The following is a 24,831-nucleotide window of genomic DNA, read 5'->3' as shown; positions in this document are numbered from 1 at the left end:
TACTATCTTTCGGGTAAGAAAACATTGTCTCTTCGACTGACTATCTACGCTTTTGTCCCGGTGGACCCGATCGCCCGTTCCCTGCGAGCCTTCCTGGGCGATGAACGCTATCATCTCACCCTGGTAGGGTCGTCGAAGGAACTGCTCGACAGTATCGAGGAACACAAGGAAAAAATCGATTGTCTGGTGGTTCTCCAGCGGGGGGATCTACAGCCGGCTCTGAATTCTCTCTACGAATCGGGACTCCTCCTGCCGGTGGTGATGATCCGGCCGGGGGCCGAACCGCTCCCCGCGGCCGGAGAATCCCCCACCTGTCTCTATCACAGCGCGGAGATCGTCATTCCCGAAGAAAAATTAGAAGAGATCGCCGAGACGATCGATCGGGCGATCGCCCGTTTTCTCCATCTCGCTCCCACCTGTTCCCTGTCCGACCACCCGGCGATCGTCAGCAAACCCGATCTAGCGGAAAATAAACAGAGTTTCCTGTTATTACAACAGAGGCGACTGGCGGAAAAGTTAAAGGAAAGACTGGGCTATCTCGGAGTGTACTACAAGCGGAACCCGGAATATTTCTATCGGAATCTCCCGCCGATCGAGCGGGAAGAGGTGATCGATCGACTCCGGGAAATGTATCAGGAGATCATTTTAAATTACTTCGCTCAAGACTATCCGATCAATCAGGCGATCGATGAATTTGTCAATCAAGTTTTCTTTATCGATCTGTCGGTGTCGCGGATTTTAGAGATTCACATGGACTTGATGGATCGATTCTCCCAACAGTTAAAACTAGAGGGCAGGAGCGAGGAAATCCTGCTCGATTACCGGCTCGCGCTGATCGATATTCTCGCCCATCTCGGGGAAATGTACCGTCGATCGATCCCCCGCGAGGATATTCCCTACGATCTGTTATTCGGTTTAGATTAGCTTTTAGCGTTCGGCGATCGAGCGGCGGCTTACCATTCAGGAAAAGGAGGAACCTTGCCGATAGAGAAACTTTCCCGGAACGGCTAAAGGCTCTCGATCGGACCCGAATACATCTAGAATTCCTGACTTTCTCGCTTGAAAAATGTTGCCATTTATGCTTATTTATGTTCGTTCGATCGAGCGTTAAAACCGAAAGAGAACCCCCGCGAAATCCGCGAACTTTTCTCGTTTCCCGCCGTCGAACCACGATTCCCGCTCTCTCCTTTTCGTGTTAACGTTATCGATAAGCCCCCACTTGACACCGTACCTAGCCCATGAGCATCTTTAAAAAAACCTACGTTTTAAAACTGTACGTCGCGGGAAACACGCCCAATTCGGTGCGCGCGTTGAAAACCTTGAAAAATATTCTCGAAGAGGAGTTTCAAGGGGTGTACGCGTTAAAGGTGATCGACGTGCTGAAAAACCCGCAACTGGCCGAGGAAGACAAGATCCTCGCCACCCCCACCCTCGCCAAAGTCCTTCCCCCCCCCGTACGGAAAATTATCGGCGATCTTTCCGATCGAGAGAAAGTATTGATCGGTCTGGATCTTCTCTACGAAGAGATCCGCGATCGGAATGACGATCTCTGAGACAATAGACTTCGGTGGTGGGATAATATCTATCTTTTTAAAAAGACCGATTAATACTTGTGGATGGCGATCGACAGAAAATGAACCAACCGAACCCGAATGGACAATCCAACTCTCCCGTTAACCCGAAAGGCGTTCGTAAAATCCGCACCCTGATCGAGGGATTCGATGAAATCACCCACGGCGGTTTACCTTCCGGCCGAACCACCCTCGTCAGCGGCACGTCGGGAACGGGAAAAACCTTACTCGCGATTCAATTCCTCTACCACGGAATCAAATATTTCGATTATCCGGGGCTTTTCGTCACTTTTGAAGAGTCGCCGGTAGACATCATCCAAAACGCCCACAGTTTCGGCTGGGATCTCGAAGCGCTGATCGAACAGGGGAAACTCTTTATTCTCGACGCGTCTCCCGATCCGGAGGGGCAGGAAGTGGTCGGTAGTTTCGATCTTTCGGCACTAATCGAGCGAATCCAGTACGCGATCACCAAATATAAGGCGAAATTGGTCTCGATCGACTCCGTGACCGCCGTTTTCCAACAGTACGAGGCGGCCTCGGTCGTCCGGCGCGAGATTTTCCGTCTCGTGGCCCGGTTGAAAGCGCTGGATGTTACCTCGATCATGACCACCGAACGCGTCGAGGAATACGGGCCGGTGGCGCGTTTCGGTGTAGAAGAGTTCGTATCCGATAACGTGGCGATCGTCCGCAACGTCTTAGAGGGAGAGAGAAGACGCAGGACGATCGAGATCCTCAAACTGCGCGGGACGACGCACATGAAAGGCGAGTATCCCTTCACCATCACCAACGACGGGATCAATATATTCCCCCTAGGAGCGATGCGATTGACCCAGCGATCGTCTAACGCCCGGATTTCCTCCGGCGTGAAAACCCTCGACGAGATGTGCGGGGGGGGGTTCTTCAAGGATTCGATTATCCTAGCGACCGGCGCGACGGGTACGGGAAAAACGCTCCTGGTGAGCAAATTTCTCGAAGAAGGCTGTCGGCGCGGCGAGCGGGCGATCCTCTTCGCTTACGAGGAATCCCGCGCCCAATTGTCCCGAAACGCCTCTTCTTGGGGGATCGATTTCGAGGAAATGGAACGCAAGGGACTCTTAAAATTACTCTGTTCCTACCCGGAATCGGCGGGATTGGAGGATCATTTACAGATGATCAAGTCGGAAATTTCCGAGTTCAAACCCTCCCGAATCGCGATCGATTCCCTGTCGGCCTTGGCGCGGGGGGTGACGAATAACGCGTTCCGTCAGTTCGTCATCGGGGTGACTGGATACGCGAAACAGGAGGAAATCACGGGATTTTTTACGAATACCACGGATCAGTTCATGGGAGCTCACTCGATCACCGAGTCGCATATCTCCACGATCACGGACACGATTCTAATGCTCCAGTACGTCGAGATCCGCGGCGAAATGTCGCGCGCGATCAACGTCTTCAAAATGCGGGGTTCGTGGCACGATAAGGGGATTCGCGAGTACAGCATCAGTCAGGACGGCGCGGAAATCAAGGATTCTTTCCGCAACTACGAGCGCATCATTAGCGGTTCCCCCAGCCGGATCACGGTGGACGAGAAAAGCGAACTCTCCCGCATCGTCCGCAATGTCCGCGATAAATTACAAGACGAGTAAATCTCGATCGGGAATCACCGGTTTTCGATGATTTCCGTCAATATATTTTGAATTTCCTCTAATCCGCGGCCGGTGGGGGATTGCGCCCAAGTCAAGAGCGCGTCCACGCGACTGGCTTGAGCCGCTTGCGGGGGAGGGATGAAACCGGCGGGTACGTTGAGCGCGTAGATCAGGTCGCTAAAGTCGGCGACGGTGAGCGATTGTAGGGTTCGCCGGAGTTTCAGGCGATCGATCGCGCCGGACGGGTTCGCTGTCTGGGTGGGTTGTCGCGTTCCTTGTAGTTCGGCGATTTTCCGCTTACATTCTTGGATTTCCTGTATTAGCTGGAATTTGATGGAGGGATCGGCGGTTATGGCTTCCTGTTGTTGTAGGAAGTCCAGTTTCTTCTGCCAGATCTCTAACGCGGGGGAGTTCATGGGGGAGAGCGATCGATCGCGGCTATCTCTTGTTTTAGCACGATCGGGCGGGAGAGTGAGAGGCACTATATATTGATAAGTTCGTTTTAAGGTTCCCAGCGACTTGGTTTTTGCGGATCACCGGCTAGATCGATCGCCGAAACCCCCAAGAAATCCCGACGGATCAGAACGCCGATCCCGAACTCGCGTTAAAATTCGATAAAACCGAGCTAAGGAGAGTTCTCGAATGCCCCTGCCAGATGGACCCAAAACATGGCCCTTATTACAGATGTTTCATTTTCTAACCCGTCCACTAGAATATCTAGACAACTGCGCCCGAGAGTATCCCGATATTTTCACGGCGCCCGTCGGTATCACCGGACTTAAACCGACGGTGTACGTGAGCCATCCCCAGGGCAATCAACAACTACTTACCCGTGACACGAAAGAATTTGAAGCTCCTGGCTGGGTAAACCAAATTTTACTACCATTGGTGGGAAACCAATCCCTGTTGATGCTTGAAGGCGAGAATCACCGCCGCGCGCGACAACTATTGATGCCTTCTTTTCACGGGGAACGGATGCGGCATTATGGTCAAGTGATTTGTGATCTCGCGAGAGAAGTATCGAACCAGTGGCAACCGGGCGAGAGATTTATCGCCTTTGAGACCATGCAGAAAATTTCCCTAGCGGTTATCTTGCGGGAAGTGTTTGGCTTAGAGGAGGGGCCACGCTACGAAAAACTAGAACAACTCATTAGTTCAGTATTAAAAAGACTCAGTTCTCCTCTAGGTGTCGCCCTGTTATTTATTCCAGCACTGCAACGGAATTTAGGTTCTTGGAGTCCTTGGGGACGTTTTTTAGAAGAACAACAACAGATTGACGAGCTTCTATACGCCGAAATTAAATATAGACGGGCGAACTTCGATCCTACTCGCACAGATATTCTTAGTCTAATGCTCGCGGCACGAGATACTCAAGGTCAACCGATGACCGATCTAGAACTACACGATGAACTAATTAGTTTATTAATCGGAGGCCACGATACGACCGCCACCGCTCTAGCTTGGGCATTATACTGGATTCACAAACTGCCACCGGTGCGAGAACAATTACTCCAAGAACTGGCAACATTAGGGGAGAATCCCGATCCGATGGAAATAGTTCGGTTGCCCTATTTGAGTGCTATCTGCTCGGAAACATTGCGAATTTATCCTATGACGATTCATACCCTTCCCCGGCAGGTTAAATCCTCGGTAGAGTTGATGGGATATCAGCTTTCTCCCGGTACAATGGTGGTCAGCTTAATCTATTTAACTCATCACCGAGAAGATCTTTACCCAGAACCAAAACTTTTTAAACCAGAACGGTTTTTGACAAAGCAATTTTCACCCTACGAATACCTTCCCTTTGGTGGGGGAGCGCGTCGTTGTATAGGAATGGAGTTCGCTCAATTCGAGATGAAATTAATATTGGCGACTATTCTATCTAATTGGGAGATAGAATTGGCCGATAGTCGTCCGGTGAAGCCCGTTCGCCGCTGGGTTACGTTGGGTCCCTCCAATGGGGTGAAACTGGTAGCGATCGCTCCTAAGCAAAAAATATAGGTCAGGAGTCGGATGTTTTAAACGCTTTCATAGAAAGGTTTCTCAAACTTCAGCGCTCGTTAAACCAACGGTCTCATTCTCGATCATCCTCGTTCGATCTCTGTAGGAGTACCGTCGATTTCCGGGTCGATCGAAATTCTTGTCTAGTCTAGATTTTGAGCTTGAGTTACCCACAATTTCGCTCGTTCACCGAAAACACTCCTCTGGCGATAAACGGCAACAATTACCGGATGACAAATCGAACAAACTTCGCTCTCTCGGTGTTAGGATGACCCACTCATCCTATCGAGGAGAGGACCGATGCCATACAGCCCTACCATCCATCCATTGTCTAATGTAGGGGCGCGAGACTCGCACCTATCCCGTAACGGAGAACACAATTTTCACCGGATTCCCGATCGAGTCATTGTTTCTACCCATCATTTGTCTCGTTTGTCAAGTCCGATCGATCGGGAATTTAGAAGCGCTTATTCTGAATATTTTAAGATATATTAAGATTCAAGCTGAACACGCATCGAGAGATGTGACGTGGCTTATACGGGGGTACTATCCACGGACCTACAGTATCGAGAGTAGAATCCGCGCGGGTACGCGAGTGAAATCTTTTGAGGGTGAAAAAAATCATGCAAATTGAACTGGTATCTTTTCGCCGGGGCTTAGTCGGTCGATTACTAGAGAGCGTTTATCGGGAAATTCGCATAAGTTGGCAATTCATCTATCGCGATATTTCGAGCGCGATCGTACCGGAACTGTTATTTTTACTGGCGGCGTTAAATAGTCAATCTTTACCCGCGATCGAGTGGATCGGGGGCTTGGCACGCGGCCTCCTCTATTTTTACCTGTATCTTTTTTCCTTTTGTCTATCCAACCAAATCGTAGGCATTGAAGAAGATCGAATTAATAAACCGGATCGTCCTCTAGTCACGGGAGCCGTTTCTCATCATGGAGCGATCGTTCGGTTAGCGATCGGTATGGCACTATCGCTAGGGGTTGCCTGGTTGTGGGGGGTACTAGAGTGGGCGATCTTGTGGCAAGTGTTCGTCATTTTATATAATTTCGGACGGGCCGGTACCCATTGGTTAACGAGAAATCTCGTAATTGCCGGGGCAACTGTCGCGCAACTCGCACCCGCTTGGCAACTAATCAGGCCGATCACGCCCATCGCCTGGCACTGGATTTTAATGGCGGCCGGTATGTGGTTGCTTTTAGGTGCCGTCCAAGATCTACGAGATATAGAAGGAGATCGTGTCATTCACCGCAAAACACTTCCCCTCGTGGTCGGCGAAATACCGTGCCGAATTCTATTAATATCGGGTTTTATTGTTTTTCCCATAGTCTTTTATTTCGCGTTGATGATGTCAACTTCGTGGAGAGGGGAGATTATTTTAGGAAATATGGTACTTGCCGTTATCAGTTGGAGTATCGCGGTACGGATTTTAGTTTTTCGCTCCCCTCAAGCCGATGATATGACCTATAAGCTATTTACTTACTTATATTGCTCGATCCCGTTCATCGCGATCTTTACCCTCTAGGAAACATCGAGCGGCCAGTGATGTTGATAACGCGATAAGGCTACAAAAGTGTTGTTATCCGATCGGGGACGGGTGAGAGAACCGGGTAATGATCTATCCGGGCTGATCGTATTACAGTAAATTAGTAGGTCGGTTGAGGAACGAAACCCGATAAAACCCCGATCGCCGGGTTTCCCCTCCTTCCACCGATAGATGCTCAAATGTGTCGTTTCTGTACCGAGGAGATTAGTGTTTATGAAAGCCGAGGAATTTGATAGAAAATTCGATGACGGGGAAGATATGAGCGAATTTTTCGATCTATCCCGAGCCAGAAGACCCAACCGAGAAAAACAAAAAATCGAACTCGATTTACCCCTCTGGATCATTCGCAAACTAGAAGCCGAAGCCGGAAAAGAGGGCGTTTCCACGCAAACTTTTCTAGAAAACTATCTAGCCCGACACCTCGCCCCCGCTCCTTAATCCACGATCGAAGCCGAAATTAGAGCCTAACCGATCGATGTCGCTCTCGGAGAAGCCGGACGCACCCCGCGGTTCGATCGGGCCTACGCCTTGTTAAAATGGGCGGAATCCCCACCGGTTACGGACTAGAGAAAGTTCAAACCCTTTTAGAAGAAATCCTACCGTATAGTTGAAACCATGCCGATCGAATTACCGGAAAAACTGTCTCGCGCCGACGCGGAAGCTATTTTAGAACGTTTGCCCGATCGCATTCGAGATCGAATACCCGATCGAGGCGATAATCGAGATGGCGATCGCCAGTTTTCTCGACACGGAAGCGCTAGATTTCGCCGATTGTAAACCCGGACGCGGACAGTAAAGCGATACGAAAGAAGTCAGCGACGAAATGATTCGATCTATGCCCTCTCCACGATCCGCGCTCTCGATCGCTACTAATTTACTATTTTTTGCCTGAAAACTCGATCGAGCTTTCCGAATCCGACTAAATTCTTTAATGTCGTACCTGATCGGCCCAAGGAGTGAGGAGACGGGAAACCCACTTTAACGCGTAATCGATCGCCAGTCCGATCGCCCCGATTAAAACAATACAGAACAGCACTTTATCCGTCTGTAAAAAGCGTTGCGCTTGAATAATTTTAAAGCCTAAACCATTTTGTGATGCGAGCAATTCCGCGATCACGAGAAAGTTCCAAGCCCCAGAAATATTCACCCGTAAGGTATCTAAAACACTGGGGAAAGTCGCGGGAACGATCACTTTCCATAACACATCGCGGCGGTTCGCGCCCATCGTGTAGGCCACATTAATCATCTCGTCGGGAATAAATTTCACCGCGTCGGCCACCATGATCGCGTTATACAGCACCACCCCCAACATAATAATAATAATTTTCGAGGTTTCTCCCAATCCCACCCAGATAATAATTAACGGTACGAATCCGGTGACGGGCATATATCTCACCGTACCGACGATCGGCGCGAAGAAACTATCCATACTATAAAAAGTTCCCATCAACAATCCGATCGGCACACCGATCGCCGCCGCCACCACAAAACCCGCCAATACCCGACCGCTACTCGCCAAAATATCGGCTAACAAATTCGCCTCGGCGAACATCGTCATTCCCGCTTGGAAAACCGCCATCGGAGTCGGTAAAAAAGTGGGCGGGATCACCTGTAGGGAACTGAGAACCGTCCAAACAAGCAAGGGAATTCCCAACGATAACCCCATTAATAACAACGATAATCGCTTGGGAAATCCCTGTCGGATACTCCAAAATACCGACGGTTTCAGATAGCGATACTGTCTCGATACGGGTTCGTTCACCGCGGGTGCGTCTCCGGCGTTCGATTCGGTGGGAGCGGATTCGAGCATTGTGGGTAACTCCTGATGGTTAGGGAAGAGTGGGGGATGGGGGAGTTTTCGGGGAAAAGGGAAAAGAGCGATTTTAATTCTTGACTCTTTTACCCCCTTCACCTCCTTTCCCCTATTAGAAAAATCGTAAATATCGATCGATCTCCCAATCGGAAACGTGGCAGTGATATTCCTCCCACTCCCGCGTTTTGAAATCGATAAAACTGTTGTACATCGTCGTCCCCATCACCTTCTCACTGAGGGGATCGCTGGCGAAGGCGGCGATCGCTTCCCCTAGAGTCCGCGGCAGGAAAGAGATCCCCATTTCCCGCAGTTGTTCGAGGGAACAGGTATACATATTTTCCCGGTGGGGTTCGCCGGGATCGAGTCCCTCGCGAATCCCCTCCAGTCCGGCCGCGAGCATCATAGCCGCACCTAGATAGAGATTACAGGAGATATCCGCGGCGCGACACTCTACCCGTCCCCCCGCGAGCGGAATTCTCATCATATTCGTCCGATTATTGTTGCCGTAGCAGACGTACACCGGCGCCCAGGTAAAGCCGGACATACTGCCGCGCGCGACTAGGCGCTTATAACTGTTCACCGTCGGCGCGATGACGGCACAGATGGCGCTCGCGTGTCTGAGAACGCCCGCGATGAACTGATAGCCCAATTTCGAGAGCTTACACCCTCTCGGATCGCTATTATCGACGAATAGGTTCTTTCCCGTCTCTATATCGGCGAGAGACATATTATAGTGCGCGCCGCTCCCGGTTCGATCGGCGAAGGGTTTCGGCATGAAGGTGGCGAAATAGCCGTGTTTTCGGGCGATTTCCTTGACCATCAGCCGGAAAAAGGTAAATCGATCGGCCATCGTCAGCGCGTCCGCGTAGGCGAAATCGGTCTCGAATTGTCCGTTTCCGTCCTCGTGGTCGAAGGAATAGACATCCCACCCGAGCGCGTTCATCGCCTCGACGATTTCCGTCACCCAGACGTAATTATCGAGCAATCCTTGCAGGTCATAGCAGGGCTTGGCTAGGGTATCCCGATCGCTCACCGGCGCGACTTTTCCCCCCTCGGTTTCCTTGAGGATAAAAAATTCGGTCTCGATACCTAGATTGAAGGTGAACCCCATCGCGGCCGCTTCCTGTAGAATCCGCTGGAGAATCCCCCGACTACACGCGTCGAAGGGTTTCCCGGATAGATAGAGATCGCTGGCGAACCAGACGATTTCCGGGTTCCAGGGTAAAATCGTCGCCGAACGCGGATCGGGAAAGGTAGCGACCTCTTCATCACAAACCTCTTGGGGAACCCCATCGAGCGCCGCGCCGGTAAACAATTCCGATCCCGCCATCATCTGTCCGAAGTGGGAGATCGGAACCGATTTCGCCTTACACATCCCGTGTATATCGACGAAACTCGCCAGCGCGTATTTCACCCCGCGCGATTCGAGGGATTTTTTCAGGTTTTCGAGTTCTGGAGTTAAATTTTCCGTCATTTTTTGTCCTTAGCGCTTGGAAAAATGGGGGGTACGGGACTTCTCGTGTCGATCGGTTTTTACGATCTAAAAACTTGATAATCGAGCGTCTAATTAGATAGATCGCTTTTTTCTCCGAATTTTAGATAGCTTATGCTGTAATCTTCCTCCTGCCTCCTGCCTCCTGCCTTACAATTCGGACGGACAGCCGGGTTTTCGCCGTCGATCGAGATATTCTTGTAGGATCTGATGGTATTTTTCCCGTCCGAATCCCGAATAATGTCCGGGATACACGGTATCCACGGGGAGTGTTTGCAATCGCTCGTAACTGGCGATATAGGTGGGAATATGACTGCAATGGAGTTCATCGAGCAATTCCCCGTCGTAAATCACGTCGCCGGAGAAGAGGGAACGCGAACGCGGTTCGTAGAGCGCGATACAGCCGGGAGAGTGTCCGGGTAGATGGAGAACTTCCAGGGCCCGATCGCCGAGATCTAACACGTCCCCTTCCTGTAAGATCCTCGTGGGAGTCGCCCCGCGCAGGGTGTAGGATTCGATCGAGAATCCCGCGAACGGTAACTGGTGAAAGTGATCCTCGTGCATCCACCCCTGTTCCGGCGAACACAGCGCCTCGTAATCGTCCCCCCTAGCGAGCGCGTCCGCTTCGGCGGCGTGAATGGCCCGATCGTCGAACTCGTGCATTCCTCCCGCGTGATCGAAATGGACGTGGGAGGCGATCGCCAGTAACGGTTTATCGATCAGCGAGGCGATATGCTGTCGTAAACTGGCTACCCCTAACCCCGTATCGAGCAGTAAATCCCGGTCGCGTCCCTTGATCAACCAGAGATTCGCGCGATTGTACCAATAGTAATGGGGTTCGGTGATCAGGTACAGACCGTCCTCGATACGGGAAGTAGAAAACCAGTGGTCACAGACAGTTTTACTCACGATTTCTCCCCCTAGCTCGCTTTCACTACCGAATCATCGTACAGCGTTTCCACTTTCAGGGGTTGCGGGACGAGCTTGTATTCGTAAGCGCCCTTGGCGGTTAATTCGAGATTGCCGATCAGACTGTTGGAATCTTTCGGATTGAAAGCGATCGTCTTATTTTCGTCCAGATCGAATAATTTTACCCCTTGTAACTGCGTTTTTACCTCGTCCGCGCTCACTCCCAGTCTCGCGCCCGCGATCTTGAGCGCTTCCGCGTCTCCAGTATTGAGTAGTTTAACCGCTTTATCCGTCGCTTTCAGATACGCTTGTAAATCGGCGGAACGGTTCTGGATCAGGCTGTCACGCACCGCGATCACGTCGGCGATTAAATTCGTGTCCTTGGTGGAGAAAATCACTTTCCCCCCTCCCTGCGCGGCCGCTTTTGTCAGGTAGGGTTCGTAGGTAACGGCGATATCCACCTGTTTCGCGGCGAAAGCGGCGGCGGAATCGGCCGCGGATAGATCTTTTACCGTCACGTCTTTTTCCGTGAGTCCGGCTTTATCGAGATAGGCTTGCAAGAGAATTTTCTCGAAAAGAACATTCTCGCGGGCGACGGTTTTTCCCTTCGCGTCCTTCGGGGAGTTAATATCGCGGCCGAGAATGCCGTCGGAACCGTTGGAATAATCCACTAGATAGATGATTTTTACCGTGGGATCTTTCGCGATTAACTGGACGGCATCCCCGGAGGTTAGCCAGGCGACATCGACTTTATTGGCGAGAAAAGCGGTCATTTCCTCGGTCGCGCTCTGGAAAAAGAGATCTTGAACGGCTAATCCCGCTTCTTTGAAAAAATCTTTGCCGACGGCGACGTGATGCCCGGAATAGCCCACCCAGTTATTCGTCGCGGAAACGAGGGGCGCGGAGGGGGAGGAATTCGCGTTCGGCGCGGTGGCATTCGGTTGTTGATTACAGGCGATGGTTACGGAAAGGGAAACGAGTGCGAGAAACAGCCAGCGAAGCCAAGAAGGTAATTTGAACATGGAAATCGATAGGGTTAGGGAAACGATCTATGGTTTTTTCTCGATGCGATTAACGGGAATTTTACCGGATCGATCGAGAAAAAGGAAAAAAGAGACAATATCTATCTAGATTTTGACGGAAACCAACGGGTTACAAGCTAGGGAACAAAGTTTTTTGGGGAAGTCTAACCTCTCTCCAAAAACCTACCTCCTGCCTCCTGCCTCCTGCCTTCTCCGACTTCCTGCCAGTTCGCTAATTTCCCGACGGGGACGAGAAAGGAAACGCCGATCGCCCCGTAAAATTGTTCTAGGGTTTGTCGGTCGGACTCGATCGCTTTTCCCTGTCCCTCGAAAAGACGGCGAATTCTAAAGCGATGATAGTTTTTTAACAAAGGGAAAAAGGTAAAATGATACGCGCTCTCTCGCGGGTATAACTCCTCGTCCAATCGTCGTAGATTATACCAGGGACAGTTCATGATCGCGTGATGGGCGTTGTGATAACCGAAATTGAGAAGTAATAGATTCAACAACCAAAAACGTCTCGATAGGAGCGTGGAAAATGTATTTTCCTGTTCGTAGATCGAATCTCTCGATCGAACGATCGTCGCGATCGTTTCCGGGCTTTGTTCCGTCGAGATCACTTCGTAGGTATGTTGGAAAGCGTCCATAAATTGCAGGACGATGACCATCCCGATAAAACTGATAAAGTAAAGGAATAGGGCTTTGATTGAAAAATAGGCGAGAATGGAAAACAATGTTACCCTGATCGCTAAAAAAGTAAAAACGCTAACTCTCGCTTGTTGAAGATCTTCTCGAAAGAAGGGGAGAAAGATCTGCCGCCCGCGTAACCAGAGGGCGATCGAGGGAAAATGGAACCACTCTAGGGCTAAGATTACGGGTTTAAAAGGGGTTCGATCGAGAAATTCCGCCGAGTTGAAGGGAGAGATATCCACTTTATCCCGATGGTGCGCGATATGGAGTTTCTGTAATTCCGAAAAACCGAAATAACAACTCCCGTTGATCCATAACATTAGGTTACTGAATATTTGATTCGCCGTTTTATTTTTAAAAACGGTATTGTGAATAAATTCGTGGGTCATGTAGGCGGATAGAATCAGCGAGTGAGTTAGCAAGATAACGCCGAAAAAATTCACGAGAAGATCGCTAGAAAAGAAAAGTAGGATTCCCGATAGGTAAGTGAAAACGATATATAGAATCCCTAAAATATTCCATCGATCGAGCCGTTGATGGGCGTATTTCTGGATCAAGGGTTGAAGATTGTTGACCATGTTGAAATTTGCCATAAATTTCACCGAAACCATATTATCATCGAGAGAGATCGTTAGGAAAGTATGTTAGAAATCTATAACCGTTCGGTTTGACCGTGTATACGTTCATCGCCTCGATCGATCCGCTAACTCCCCGAACTCGATCGATGATTTCCAAGACGATCGCGAGGCATTCTTTCCCCTAATATCCCTCCCGCAGACCGTGGAGAACCTGACGCTTGATGTCGATAAACTCGGGGGAAAGTTTAATCTCCAGTTCGCGATGTTCGGGGAGGGGAATAGAGATTTCCGCCTCGATCCGTCCGGGATTCGCGCCCAACACGTACACCCGTCGCGCCAGATAGATCGCCTCCTCGACATCGTGGGTGATCATTAAAATCGTTACGTGAGTTTTTTCCCAAAGTTCTAATAAAAATTCCTGCATTTGTTCCTTCGTTTGCGCGTCCAGCGCGCCGAAGGGTTCATCCATTAAAAGAACGGCCGGTTCGTTGGCGAGGGCGCGGGCGATCGCTACCCGTTGTTTCATCCCCCCGGATAGCTGTTTCGGGTAACTATTGGCGCGCCCCGAGAGACCGACCACGTTGAGAAAATAATGAACGCGCTCGCGTTTTTCCGACGCGCTCAAATTTTGAAATTGCAAACCGAAAGCGACATTTCCCGCGACGGTTAACCACGGATAGAGAGTGTATCCCTGAAATACCATCCCCCGATCGGAACCCGGCCGTCCGGTGACACATTGACCGTCTACAAACACCCGGCCGGAACTAGGCGGCAAAAGCCCGGCGATTATATTTAATAACGTGGATTTTCCCGAACCGGAAGCGCCCACCAGACAGATAAATTCCCGCGGGAAAATTTGGAAATTAATGTCTTGTAGGATGACGGAGGCGGGTTTTCCCTTGACGGGATAACTCTTGTTGATATTTTTCCCCTCTAGTTTGGCGCGCGGGGGAGAAGTCGGATCGATCGAGGATTGCATGGTTTCCGAGGGGCGGGGCGTGTGTAGCGAGATCGGGGCGCGGGAAATAGAACCGCCGGGTATAGAACAGAGGGGAAGTGTAACCGATCGAAGTTCGCCGATCTGTATCGAATGTCACCCGATCGAGTTCTCGCGGGAATTCGATCGATCGGGCGAAAAATAACGGTTTTTCGGGCGATTCTTCCCGAGCCGACCCGAAACGCCCCCTCTCCCGCTCCCGATCGAATTTTTTAAAATTTCTCCCGTGGCGAAACCGACCGGGCGCGGGTAGAATTGATTATTGATTTGTTCGTGTGAGGAGCGATAGTACGCGATGAATACTCGATCGAAACCAAGTTTCCTTGGCTATCTCTGTCGTCGTATGCCGAGCGGTAGCTGGCTAATCCTCGTCTTCTGGATGTTGATGTTCGCCCCCGTACAGGCCGCCGTAGAACTGAGAATCGCCATCTCGAAAAACGCCGGCGCGATTTCCGTCGGTAGTTCCACCGACGCGGTAGTAAAAGACGGCTCGGGAAGGGTGTTAGGCGAACTCGGGGCGATGAACGCGACCGACGCTTCCGTTAGAGGGAAAGGGGTGGGAGTCGATCGATTTTCCGCGTCCCAATTAATTATCGAACCGAAAGATGATGGGGTCGTCTGGATTAACGATCGCTGGTACCGGGGACGGACTCGCCTTCTCCGCATGGGTTCCGGGGTAACGGCGATCAACCTGATCGATCTCGAACAATATCTCTATAGCGTCGTCGGCGCGGAAGCGATCCCTTCCTGGCCGCTGGAAGCGTTAAAAACTCAAGCCGTGGCCGCCCGTACCTACGCGATTTATAAGAGCAATACCTCGGGAAATCGTTTCTACGACCTCGATACCACCACCCGAACCCAAGTGTATAAGGGCATGGAAACCGAGTTCACCACCACCCACGACGCGGTAAACTCCACCGAGGGACAGATCATGACCTACAACGGCAAAGCGATTCTCGCCGTTTTTCACTCCTCTTCCGGCGGTCACACGGAAAATGTCGAGGACGTGTGGAATTCTTCCCTTCCCTACCTGCGCGGCGTGGTGGATTACGATCAGGTAGCGCCGGTGTTCCAGTGGTCGAAAACCTTTACCGCGAGCGAGTTAGGACGTTTACTCGGTGGCGTGGGGCGGGTTCGATCGCTCGTTCCCCAGCGCGTAACCCCCCTCGGACGGATTATTAAACTCCGCGTGGTGGGCGATCGGGGTTCTAAACTGGTATCCGATGACCAACTGCGACAGGTTCTCGATCTCCGCAGTACCCTATTCACCGTTTCCGAGAGTAATAATACTTTCGAGATCGACGGTCGCGGTTATGGCCACGGCATCGGGTTGAGTCAGTGGGGCGCTTTCGGACTCGCCTCCCAAGGTCAAACCTACGATCGCATTCTCACCCACTACTATCAAAACGCCCAACTAACCGCGCTGGGCGATCGCTAGGCATTCCCGACGCGGGAATTTCTGATGGGCTATCCGTCGCCAGGATAGCGCTCGGATCTGTATGTCTCTATCGATCGCGCGGGGCTAGATCTCGACGCGAAAACCGGGGGCTAGATCTCTAGAGGGAACTCTCGATCGAATAGTTCCCGTTCCCCCTCTCCCCCGACAAAAACCCAAAATCTCTCGTCGGGACAGAAGCCACCGAGTCAGGAGGGATAAAGAGGTGTAAAAACCTAAAGAATCGTTTTTTTTGAATATTCCTGAAAAAATAGCCTTCGAGTTGATTCTGACTTTCGATTTTCACGGGCGCGGGAAGTCCGGTACAGCTAAAGAAACATAAAAAAGTTTAAAAATCTATTAAACAAGTTCGTATCAGGATATAAGCTCGCTTAAACTAGCCTTTTAGATAAATTCTCGGGTCGTATCGCTTCGATAGTAGTACCCGCGACGATCGACCTACCCGACAAGTTCGATCGGTCTCTCGTCCCTAACCTTCCCGAATTTTTGCCGTCCCTTCTTTACTTCTTTGGCACAAACCCATGACAGAACCTTCCGAATCGAAAAGAAAAGCCAAACCCGCAGAATCCGATCCCGTCGTGGAATCCGCCCCGATTATCGATACCCCTCCTAGCGATGACACCGAAACCCTGTCCCCCGGAGAAGTGATCGCCGCCGTCCAAGAGAGTCAGAGAATGGCGCTCGCGGGGATTCAACAAATGGAACAACAAGGGCTGACCACCGCCTCCCTATCCTCCCAACCCGTTACCGCCAGTTCCGCCGATGTCACCGATGAACTGACCCGAGGGGGGCCGGCTCTCGGTTCCTTCGTTTCCGCGATCGGTCTCGCGGTAGCCGAAGCCCAGAAAAAATTAGACGAAACGCTAGTCGCGACCGCCCAGAAACTCTCCGAGACTCAAATCGATGTCATCGCCGTCTTCGAGCAGGTCATCGATGATAAAAACGGGCAGATGAGCCAGGGCAACGTTTACGTCCAAAAATTACCCCTGATTAACTACCTGATGCCCACCGCCTATAAATGGTCTCGCGTCTATCTCGAGGCGGACATGAAAGTGCAGGAGTTTAATTCGGCCAACGGGGTGAATATTCAATCCAAATCCGCTAACTTCGGACTGAATGCCTCCGCTAGTTTCGGGAAGACGGGTTTCGGGGCCTCGGCGGGGACGAATTTTAATATCGGTTCCTCGGAAACGAACGTGGGGATCTCTTCTTCCCAAGATTCTGCCGCCGGGAATTTACACCTAGAAGCGACCCTAGAACCGCGAGAGGTGGACTTACCCAGACCTTTTATCCTCCAAAAAGGCCCCTCGTTGTCGCTATCCGTCGGCGATCGGGAGGATCTCTTGGGTCCGAAGACAGGAGACGCTCCAGCACCCGTGATCGGTCGCCAGATCACGGTTCGGGCGATCTTGAAAAAAACAGACGGTTCACCGCACAAGGCTATCAAGTTAGATGTCACGGTCGATCCGCCGATCCTGAACTATCCCGGAACCGTTACCACTCTCAGTACCGATACGGAAGCGGGCGAGTGTAATATCCTCATCAAACGGGAGGGAGCGGCCTTTAACAAAGATACTTTTATCAATGCCACCGTTCGCGTTCGCTTCGGTCTGGTTTCTCAGATGATCGTGGTAACGCTATGACGCTTCGACTCACGGACTTTCGCGACTTCAAGGATAGTCTCGAATCGCTCCTCTCCGACCCTCCCAAGCGTACCAAGTCGGAAGACCGCGCCGCGTCCGCATCCCCCTCCGGCCCCTCGAATTCCGATCGCCTGACGGACTTTCACGGCTTTCCGGACGGGACGCGCTGGCGGTTGGTCGCCGGGGGGGTGGAGATCGAGGGGAGCGGGATCGAGCGTACCAAGGGACAACCCGTGACCGTCACCCGGATCTGGGAACGGTACGCGACGGAGATCAACGAGGTCGCCCGTCAGTACCGGGTTCCCTGCGCTTTAATTCTCGCCACCATCTGCACCGAATCGGGGGGAAAACCCGACGCGGTACGGGAGGAGCCGGGCTATCAATCCGACGAGAAGACCCCGCATAAAATCAGCGCGGGCCTGATGCAAACGCTGATCTCGACGGCTCGGGAAACCCTACAACTCTCTCTCGATCGATCGTGGTTAACGAGACCGAAAAACTCGATCCTCGCCGGGACGGCCTACATCGCCAAACAGGCCAGAAAAACCCGTCTCGATCCTCCCCTGGTGGCGGCGGCCTATAACGCTGGCGACCTGTACCGCAACACGGGCCGGGAAAACCGGTGGAAACTGCGTCAGTATCCCATCGGCACCGGCGCTCACCTCGATCGCTTCGTCAAATTCTTTAACGACGCGGTGTTCGTCCTCGGTCAACATCCCACAGCCCCGGCGGTCGGTATCGACGGATTGTTAGGGGAAACGCCCCCCCGTCCCCGCACCAATACCCCCCCGCCGAGTAGCGAGCCGACCCCCGCGCCGTCCGGATCTACCGCCCCGTCCCGAGGTTCTACCTCCGGGACCCGCTCCTCCAGCGAGACAACTACAACCGCTCTCAGCGGTGCGTCCTGGGTGAATCTCTTCCCTACCAGTCGGAGCGTGGAGGATCTGGAAGTCACCTTCGCCAACAAGGTCAAGCGTTTTCTGGCGGCCCTACGGGACGCGGGGGCCGAGGTAAAAATTAACGCTACCTACCGTCCCCCCGAACGCGCCTATCTAATGCACTGGTGTTGGAAGATCCATAAGGGAATTTGTAAACCCGAAGAGGTGCCGTCGCGGGAGGGAGTCAATATCGTCTGGTCTCACGATACACCGGAGAAATCGCGCTCAGCGGCTCGGGAGATGGTGAACGGGTACGGGATGCAGAATCTAGAGGTCGCGCCCTCGCTCAAATCGCGCCATATTCTCCGTCGGGCGATCGATATGAATGTCTCCTGGACGGGGAATCTGGAAATCCGAACGGCGGACGGCAGACCGCGGGTAATTACTTCCAATCCCAAGGATGGAACGAATCCCGACCTGATCGAGGTCGGCAAAACCTACGGAGTGGTTCACTTCGATCCGCCCCACAAAGATCGCCCTCATTGGTCGGAAGATGGCAAATAATTGGCTCGCGCTCGGGGATATAGCGGCCGGTCTCGCTCGCGATCTGGTAGACGCGCAGTTCGCCCTCGATCGACACGCGGAGGAGCGGGCGATCGTCGCGGACGAGGAGGGGATTCCCCCTTCGGCCTTCCGGTGGTCGCGTTTCGGTTGTAGTCTGGCCGCGAGCTATCGCGTCCGGCCCAAACAAACCCACGCCGAAACGACGCGGTTATCTCTCGCGCCCGCGTCCCGCGATCTCGCGCGACTTCGCTTGACCTTCCGTTACGCGCCCCCGGCGAGGGAAGATGGAGAGAATGGAAACAGCTAAGGATATGGTCGAGGCATCTTACGGATACGGTTCGACGGAAGTGGTGCTGAAGGAACTCGGCGAGAGCGTCGCCGATTCGGTGGCGAGTTTACAGAGGGAACTGTCTCGCTATCCGAGTACCCTGGGCGCGTTCGTCCTCGATGAGATGGAACTGAATATTCCCGTCTCTATGCGGGTAGATGACATCGGCCAGTTAATGGTCACGGTGATCGATGGGGATACTCTCCCGAAATCGCGGGTGGGCAGGTTACGCCTGCGATTTAAACCGGTTTTGGGAACGCATGAACCGCTCCCGACGATCGCCGAACAATCTTTAGAGACACTGAACTGTCTCTCGCCCGAAGAGATCCAACTGCTCAACTCGCGCCGGATTTTCACCGTGGACGATGTTCTGCGGGTGACGAATCACGCGTCCGGCCGACAGGGTTTATACGCGATGGGCTTGAAGACCGAGATCGAACGTTTGCGAAATCGCGCTTTCCTGCGTTCCCTCTCCGTCCTTCCCGCCGATATCGTGGACGCTCTTTTTTTACTCGATATCGACTCTCTCGATCGCTTTCTCGGTCTGTCGGCCCCGACCCTGACCGAGCAACTGCGAAAGGTGGATAGATTGAGTCAATCGCTCACCTCGGACAAGGTGCGATCGCTACAGGAAGAAGTCCGGAAATACCTGTACGGCGATTCCGCCCCTGCCTAGATGCCGAAACCCTCCTGGATCTCCAGTAATCGCCCGGTCGCCTCGCTCGCGTTAAGGGCGAGTCCGGCGAATTCCAGAAAACGCCTCAATTCTTTGCGGAGTAAATTCCGTTCCACTTCCCACGTCTCGCGATCTAACTTCGGGGGGATGACGATCGAATCGAAAAGGGTCGCCTTATCCTTGCCCGGATGGGGTCGCAAGATCCGACCGCGACGCTGGATAAACTGCCGGGGATTACCGCTACTGGCGAGGATCACGGCCGTCTCGATCGAGGGAATGTCCACCCCTTCATCGAGGCAACGGATCGCTACAATTCCTTGAAGGACACCTCGATCGAACTGTTCCCGAATCCGCTCGCGTTCTTCCAGGGGAGTATCCGCGGTGTAAGCCGTCACCCGATAGCCCAATTCCGTCCCCAACAGATGCGTCACCGCGTTCACCTGACGGCGATAGCGGGAGGTTTCCCCCTCCACGTAGCCATCGCCGCAATAAAACAGCGTGCGCGCCGTATCCAATCGGTCGCGCATCAACTCCCGCAGGGCCGACAATTTATTCGTCGCGGAACCCACCAATCGCGCCCTCCGCATCAATAGCGATGTCACCGTCTCCGAGCCGAGAAAACCGTCATTTTTCCCCAAAGCCCAACCGATACGCTGGGTGAGTTTGGCATAGGTTAACGCCTCCGCTTCGGTTAATTCCACGAAAATCGGGTAATAGAGATAATTGACCAGCGCGCCTTTCGCGATCGCGTCCGCGAGGGTGAATTCCGGTTGCAATACCCGGCCGAAATAGTCGAGAATCGCGTCGGTTCCTTCCTCGTCAAAGTATCTTTCCGGCGTCGCGGACAGTCCGAGACGTAAACCGATACCGCGGGGTAATAATTCTTCTAAACGCGGGGAACCGAGATTATGCACCTCGTCGCCGATTATTAAAGTTTTTTCGGGGAAAAATTGGATCTGTGATTGAAATCCCTCGGTGATAAACGTGGAATTGGTGGTTAATACCGTTAGGAACGCTTGGCGGCCGGAACGCAGGTTATACAGACCGGTCGATAGTTCATTCTGCCACGATCGAACGTTTTCAAACGCGAGAATCGGTTGTAGGTTAAATTTCTCGCACTCGCGACCCCATTGGTTGACGAGATGGCGATAGGGACAGAGGACGATAACCGCTTGTAGATCGATCGCTTCGTAGAGTTCGGTAGTGATGGCGAGGGCGGCGATCGTTTTCCCGCTACCGGTCGCCATTTTCAACGTACCCCGGCCGCGCGCGCGAAACCAACCGACGATCGCCGTATTCTGATAGTCGCGCAGTTCGAGATCGGCGGGAATTCGCGGTTTTCCGTCCGGTGGAAGGCGATAGATCCCCCGCGCTTCGGCGACTTTTTTCCCCCTCGCCGATTTCTGGAAATCCCGCGCCAGTCGTTCCCAATCAATATCGAGAACCCGATCCATAGATTCGTTATCGAGAAATTATGGAAAGATTATAGAGGATTTTTAGCTACCTACAAATCCCGATGGGTGAACGATCGCGCGTTTTCCCCGGAATAACTGGCGACGATGTGACCGTCCCCGATTAACCGATATTTATACGTTACCAATCCCTCTAAACCCACCGGGCCGCGCGGGGGAAGTTTCCCGGTACTGATGCCCACTTCCGCGCCGAAACCGTAGCGGAAACCGTCCGCGAAACGCGTGGAACAGTTGCGAAAAACCCCGGCGGCATCGACTCGATCGAGGAAACTTTCCGCGGTCGAATCATTCTCGGTAATAATCGCTTCCGTGTGTCGCGAACCGTAAGTATTAATATGTTCGATCGCTTCCTCTAAACTCCCGACAATCTTGATCGAGAGAATTAAATCGCTGTATTCCGTCCGCCAATCGTTTTCCGTCGCGGGTTCGACCTCGATCATCCGACAGGTTTCCCCGTCTCCCAGTAATTTAACCCCTTTTTCCCGTAACTTCAAAGCGACGCGGGGGAGAAATTCCGGGGCGATTTCCCGATGAACCAACAGGGTTTCGATCGCGTTACAAGCGGCGGGATACTGGGTTTTCGCGTCCACGGTAATCTCGATCGCTTTCTCGATATCCGCGTCTCTATCCACGTAGAGATGACAGATTCCATCGGCGTGACCGAGAACGGGAATCCGCGTATTATTCTGGATATAGCGAACGAATTCGTTCGAGCCTCGGGGGATAATTAAATCCACGTACTCGTCGAGTTTTAATAACTCCTGAATTTCTTCCCGCGTCGTTAATAACCGCACCGCGTCGGGATGGACTTTCGTGTTTTCCAGCGCTTTATGAATAATCGTAACTAACGCTTGACAAGAGCGCGTCGCTTCCTTTCCACCCTTGAGAATCACGCCGTTTCCCGATTTGATCGCCAGACTGGTAATCTGGATCAACGCGTCGGGGCGCGCCTCGAAAATAACTCCTAAAACGCCTAGCGGGGAACTTATCCGCTTGAGGATTAATCCGCTATCTAATTCTCGATGGATCTGAATTTTTCCCAACGGATCGGGCAATTTCGCCACATCCCGTACCCCGGCGATCGCCCCTTTCAACTTACTCGGACTCAACTCTAAGCGAGAACACAAAGCCGCGGGTAACTGTTGCGCTTTGGCGGTTTGGAAGTCCGCGATATTGGCCGCGAGAATTTCCGAGGAATTGTCCGCTAAAGCGGTCGCGATCGCCTCGATCGCCTCGTTTCTAGCCTCCGTGGACAGGGTGGCGAGTTGGCGGCTGGCTTGACGGACGCGACGGGCGAGATCGGGAAGGGAGAGGGATGTCGTTACCATAGCAATAGATCGATCGATTTCTCTAGGGTATCATTTCCCCCGCGTGGCCAGCGCTCGATGAGGTTTACCTGACGATCTTCGCGGGGAAGTTATCCCGCGGTAATCATCGATTCTAATCGCGATTTTCGAGGAATCGATCGATCGAAACGGGAAACCAGTTCCCATCTAGTACCTGTTCGAGCGCGAAAAAAGGTTCTTCGGGAATCGAGTTTTTATCGACAATTCTCGCCAGAATTATCGATTTTCTCGCATCCGAGTAAGCGGGATCGAACGAGTCTCGCGCGTGATTTTCGAGCGGGGTGGTTTTCATCCGTTTTTCCAATTGTACTCGAAAGTTCGCGATTTCCACGAGCCAATGACGGGCGTTTCTTTCCCGTTCCGATGTCCAATACGTTAACTTGAGTAGGTATTCGATTAGAACGGTTAATAAACTTTCTACCGCTTGTCTCTCGCTTCTTCCCGTACTCTCGACTTCCTCGATTAAATTTTCGAGATCCAGATCGGCAAAAGCTTTCCGGCGTAACTGTTCCGACGTTTTTTCCGTCCAGAGAACGAAATCTCGATCGTATAAACTTTTCGTGGATAACGCGATTCTCTCCGTCATAAGTACCTCGACAACATTAATCACACATTTTGATAACTCTCTTTTCTATTGCCTGTCTCGACCAGGAAACTTATTTTTCACGACTACTTATATACTCTCAATATTTCCGGTTACCGTTCCGCCATCCGATCGACCCGTTCGCGGATCAGTAAAACGATCGAGGAACGCAGGAAAAATAAACCGAATAAACCGGCTAACCCGAACGGCACGATCGCGAGAGAGTGATACACGGTAGAAAGTAAAGCGATCGCCGCGAGAATACTAAATCCCGTCAAACAAGCGTTAATTAATACTTTAATCGCTAGATAAATTCGTTGTAAAATGCGTTCACTCTCGCGCGATCGAACGGGAAAAGACAGATTTCCGCTCTCGATTTTCTCCTCCAACTGTCGGACTAAACGTTCGTTCCTACCTTCTCTTTTCCATTGTTGTTGTAGGAAATTCCGCGCTTGATTGGCTAGGGCGATCATCGTGTTGGTCGTGCCTCCCGAAACCGCTAAACTTTTCACGAACGGTTGACTGGCCGCCAGTAAATTATACCGCGGGTCGAGCGATCGGGCGATGCCGTCGAGCGTTGTTACCGATTTAATAATAAAGGTCATCTGCGCGGGTAAACGAAACGGTTGTTGTTTGAACATATCGTAAACCCGATCGCTAATTCTCTCGAAAGCTCGCACATCGATCGGTTTATCGCGAAACTCGTCTAACAGGAATTGAACGATATCCCGGATCGGTTTCATATCCTTCACCGGTTCGATCAATCCCATATACATTAACGTATTAATCACCGTATCCGTATCCTTGCGTAACACGGCGAAAAAAGTCTCGATCATCTGTTCCTTCGCGACGGATTTGACCTCGAACATCGTCCCGAAATCGTAGAAAATTAATTCCCCCCGATCGCTAACCGCCATATTCCCCGGATGGGGATCGGATTGAAAGAAACCGTCCTGCAAAAGTTGTTTAAGATAGGAACAGATTCCCAATTGAATCACGCCATCCACATTAACGCCGTTCGCCAGTAAACTCTCCCGATCGTCTACCTTAATCCCCGGCGCGTATTCTAGGGTTAACACCTTTCGCGTCGTGTACTGCCAGTAAACGAGGGGAACTTTCACTTGAGGATAATTTTTAAAATTCTCGCGAAAGCGATCGGCGTTTTTGCCCTCGTGAATATAATCGATCTCTTGAAAAAGTAGCTCGAAAAATTCCTGATACAGTTCCTCCAATTTATACTTGCGAACTCCGGGGATCAGATTCAACCAACGCGACATCCGGAGCAGAAGTTCAAAATCGAGATTGAGTAACCGTTCTAAATTCGGTCGCTGTACCTTGACGACCACTTCCTCCCCGCTAAACAAGCGCGCGCGATGCACCTGTCCCAAACTCGCGGACGCGAGCGGGGCGATCTCGAAACTCTCGAATAACGTATCGATCGACCGTCCCAATTCCGTCTCGATCACCGCGATCGCCTCGATTCCCTCGAACTCCGGAACCCGATCCTGAAGGTGCGTTAACCGCTCGATATACTCGATCGGGATCAGATCCGCGCGCGTGGAAAGCGACTGCCCGATCTTAATAGACCTCCTGCACGAATCAAGAAGAGTGTGCCAGTTCATAATTGAGTAATC

At 52.0% G+C, this 24,831-nt stretch carries 23 protein-coding genes and 1 pseudogene; 13 read left to right on the top strand and 11 right to left on the bottom strand.

The features are described from left to right. Positions 1-24 precede the first annotated feature (24 nt). The 3 genes from V0288_RS08445 to kaiC all read left to right on the top strand — a co-directional run bounded on the left by V0288_RS08445 (position 25) and on the right by kaiC (position 3,196). On the top strand, positions 25-924 hold the full coding sequence (locus V0288_RS08445) for a circadian clock protein KaiA (RefSeq protein WP_332864639.1): 900 nt from the start codon (positions 25-27) through the stop codon (positions 922-924). A 314-nt stretch (positions 925-1,238) separates the two neighbouring features. Beyond that, positions 1,239-1,553, top strand: a complete 315-nt coding sequence (gene kaiB / locus V0288_RS08440; protein ID WP_332864638.1) for a circadian clock protein KaiB — start codon at positions 1,239-1,241, stop codon at positions 1,551-1,553. An 80-nt stretch (positions 1,554-1,633) separates the two neighbouring features. Continuing rightward, on the top strand, positions 1,634-3,196 hold the full coding sequence (kaiC, locus tag V0288_RS08435; RefSeq protein ID WP_332864637.1) for a circadian clock protein KaiC: 1,563 nt from the start codon (positions 1,634-1,636) through the stop codon (positions 3,194-3,196). 14 nt (positions 3,197-3,210) lie between these two features. On the opposite strand, the gene V0288_RS08430 is transcribed toward kaiC, so the two are convergent. Further along, entirely contained in the window at positions 3,211-3,612 is a 402-nt protein-coding gene (locus V0288_RS08430) for a hypothetical protein (protein ID WP_332864636.1), read from the bottom strand. Between the two features lie 226 nt (positions 3,613-3,838). Here V0288_RS08430 and V0288_RS08425 point away from each other — a divergent pair, with 226 nt between their 5' ends. The 4 genes and pseudogenes from V0288_RS08425 (at position 3,839) to V0288_RS25100 (ending at position 7,546) form a co-directional block, all read left to right on the top strand. Further along, entirely contained in the window at positions 3,839-5,197 is a 1,359-nt protein-coding gene (locus V0288_RS08425; RefSeq protein WP_332864635.1) for a cytochrome P450, read from the top strand. A 623-nt stretch (positions 5,198-5,820) separates the two neighbouring features. Next, a complete protein-coding gene (locus V0288_RS08420) occupies positions 5,821-6,729 on the top strand; it encodes a UbiA family prenyltransferase (RefSeq protein WP_332864634.1) in 909 nt (302 codons plus the stop codon). A gap of 234 nt (positions 6,730-6,963) precedes the next feature. Beyond that, positions 6,964-7,188, top strand: a complete 225-nt coding sequence (gene brnA / locus V0288_RS08415; protein ID WP_332864633.1) for a type II toxin-antitoxin system BrnA family antitoxin — start codon at positions 6,964-6,966, stop codon at positions 7,186-7,188. A 177-nt stretch (positions 7,189-7,365) separates the two neighbouring features. Then, positions 7,366-7,546: pseudogene (locus tag V0288_RS25100) on the top strand (hypothetical protein). Positions 7,547-7,678: 132 nt separating this feature from the next. Here V0288_RS25100 and V0288_RS08410 read toward each other — a convergent pair. The 6 genes from V0288_RS08410 to V0288_RS08385 all read right to left on the bottom strand — a co-directional run bounded on the left by V0288_RS08410 (position 7,679) and on the right by V0288_RS08385 (position 14,233). Continuing rightward, positions 7,679-8,560 (bottom strand): ABC transporter permease, encoded by an 882-nt coding sequence (locus tag V0288_RS08410; protein ID WP_332864632.1) that lies wholly within the window; start codon positions 8,558-8,560, stop codon positions 7,679-7,681. Between the two features lie 115 nt (positions 8,561-8,675). Next, the gene (glnT, locus tag V0288_RS08405; protein ID WP_332864631.1) at positions 8,676-10,037 is read right to left on the bottom strand and encodes a type III glutamate--ammonia ligase; all 1,362 of its coding nucleotides are present in this window, start codon (positions 10,035-10,037) and stop codon (positions 8,676-8,678) included. Between the two features lie 168 nt (positions 10,038-10,205). Further along, positions 10,206-10,964: an MBL fold metallo-hydrolase gene (locus tag V0288_RS08400; protein WP_332864630.1), complete on the bottom strand. Its 759-nt coding sequence runs from the start codon at positions 10,962-10,964 to the stop codon at positions 10,206-10,208. Between the two features lie 11 nt (positions 10,965-10,975). After that, a complete protein-coding gene (locus V0288_RS08395) occupies positions 10,976-11,986 on the bottom strand; it encodes an ABC transporter substrate-binding protein (protein ID WP_332864629.1) in 1,011 nt (336 codons plus the stop codon). Positions 11,987-12,150: 164 nt separating this feature from the next. Then, on the bottom strand, positions 12,151-13,269 hold the full coding sequence (locus V0288_RS08390; protein ID WP_332864628.1) for a fatty acid desaturase family protein: 1,119 nt from the start codon (positions 13,267-13,269) through the stop codon (positions 12,151-12,153). 166 nt (positions 13,270-13,435) lie between these two features. Further along, the gene (locus V0288_RS08385; protein ID WP_332864627.1) at positions 13,436-14,233 is read right to left on the bottom strand and encodes an ABC transporter ATP-binding protein; all 798 of its coding nucleotides are present in this window, start codon (positions 14,231-14,233) and stop codon (positions 13,436-13,438) included. On the opposite strand from V0288_RS08385, the gene V0288_RS08380 reads away from it, so the two are divergent. The 6 genes from V0288_RS08380 (at position 14,232) to V0288_RS08355 (ending at position 19,796) form a co-directional block, all read left to right on the top strand. Then, on the top strand, positions 14,232-14,396 hold the full coding sequence (locus tag V0288_RS08380) for a hypothetical protein (RefSeq protein WP_332864626.1): 165 nt from the start codon (positions 14,232-14,234) through the stop codon (positions 14,394-14,396). The genes V0288_RS08385 and V0288_RS08380 overlap by 2 nt on opposite strands. Before the next feature lie 150 nt (positions 14,397-14,546). After that, positions 14,547-15,689, top strand: a complete 1,143-nt coding sequence (locus V0288_RS08375; protein ID WP_332864625.1) for a SpoIID/LytB domain-containing protein — start codon at positions 14,547-14,549, stop codon at positions 15,687-15,689. Positions 15,690-16,228: 539 nt separating this feature from the next. Beyond that, positions 16,229-17,350 carry a hypothetical protein gene (locus V0288_RS08370; RefSeq protein WP_332864624.1) on the top strand — a complete coding sequence of 374 codons (1,122 nt, stop codon included), beginning with the start codon at positions 16,229-16,231 and terminating at the stop codon, positions 17,348-17,350. Continuing rightward, positions 17,347-18,792 carry a transglycosylase SLT domain-containing protein gene (locus tag V0288_RS08365; protein WP_332864623.1) on the top strand — a complete coding sequence of 482 codons (1,446 nt, stop codon included), beginning with the start codon at positions 17,347-17,349 and terminating at the stop codon, positions 18,790-18,792. The genes V0288_RS08370 and V0288_RS08365 overlap by 4 nt, the downstream gene beginning before the upstream one ends. Next, the gene (locus tag V0288_RS08360) at positions 18,782-19,099 is read left to right on the top strand and encodes a hypothetical protein (RefSeq protein ID WP_332864622.1); all 318 of its coding nucleotides are present in this window, start codon (positions 18,782-18,784) and stop codon (positions 19,097-19,099) included. Before V0288_RS08365 ends, V0288_RS08360 begins: the two co-directional genes overlap by 11 nt. After that, positions 19,086-19,796, top strand: coding sequence for a hypothetical protein (locus tag V0288_RS08355; RefSeq protein ID WP_332864621.1), 711 nt, complete (start codon positions 19,086-19,088; stop codon positions 19,794-19,796). Before V0288_RS08360 ends, V0288_RS08355 begins: the two co-directional genes overlap by 14 nt. Here the strand turns inward: V0288_RS08355 and V0288_RS08350 are convergent. The 4 genes from V0288_RS08350 to V0288_RS08335 all read right to left on the bottom strand — a co-directional run bounded on the left by V0288_RS08350 (position 19,793) and on the right by V0288_RS08335 (position 24,819). Then, on the bottom strand, positions 19,793-21,250 hold the full coding sequence (locus V0288_RS08350) for a DNA phosphorothioation system restriction enzyme (protein ID WP_332864620.1): 1,458 nt from the start codon (positions 21,248-21,250) through the stop codon (positions 19,793-19,795). The two genes, V0288_RS08355 and V0288_RS08350, sit on opposite strands and share 4 nt — an antisense overlap. A 50-nt stretch (positions 21,251-21,300) precedes the next feature. Then, positions 21,301-22,596 carry a glutamate-5-semialdehyde dehydrogenase gene (locus V0288_RS08345; RefSeq protein ID WP_332864619.1) on the bottom strand — a complete coding sequence of 432 codons (1,296 nt, stop codon included), beginning with the start codon at positions 22,594-22,596 and terminating at the stop codon, positions 21,301-21,303. 112 nt (positions 22,597-22,708) lie between these two features. Next, complete coding sequence (locus V0288_RS08340; RefSeq protein WP_332864618.1) at positions 22,709-23,200, bottom strand: DUF29 domain-containing protein; 492 nt, start codon at positions 23,198-23,200, stop codon at positions 22,709-22,711. A gap of 110 nt (positions 23,201-23,310) precedes the next feature. Next, positions 23,311-24,819 carry an ABC1 kinase family protein gene (locus V0288_RS08335; protein ID WP_422661937.1) on the bottom strand — a complete coding sequence of 503 codons (1,509 nt, stop codon included), beginning with the start codon at positions 24,817-24,819 and terminating at the stop codon, positions 23,311-23,313. Between the last annotated feature and the right edge of the window lie 12 nt (positions 24,820-24,831).

It is taken from the genome of Pannus brasiliensis CCIBt3594 (assembly GCF_036688125.1).
In the GTDB taxonomy this organism is placed as follows: Bacteria; Cyanobacteriota; Cyanobacteriia; order Cyanobacteriales; family Microcystaceae; genus Pannus; species Pannus brasiliensis.
The sequence above is the reverse complement of the archived record's forward strand: the minus strand, read 5'-3'. Positions and strand labels throughout refer to the sequence as shown.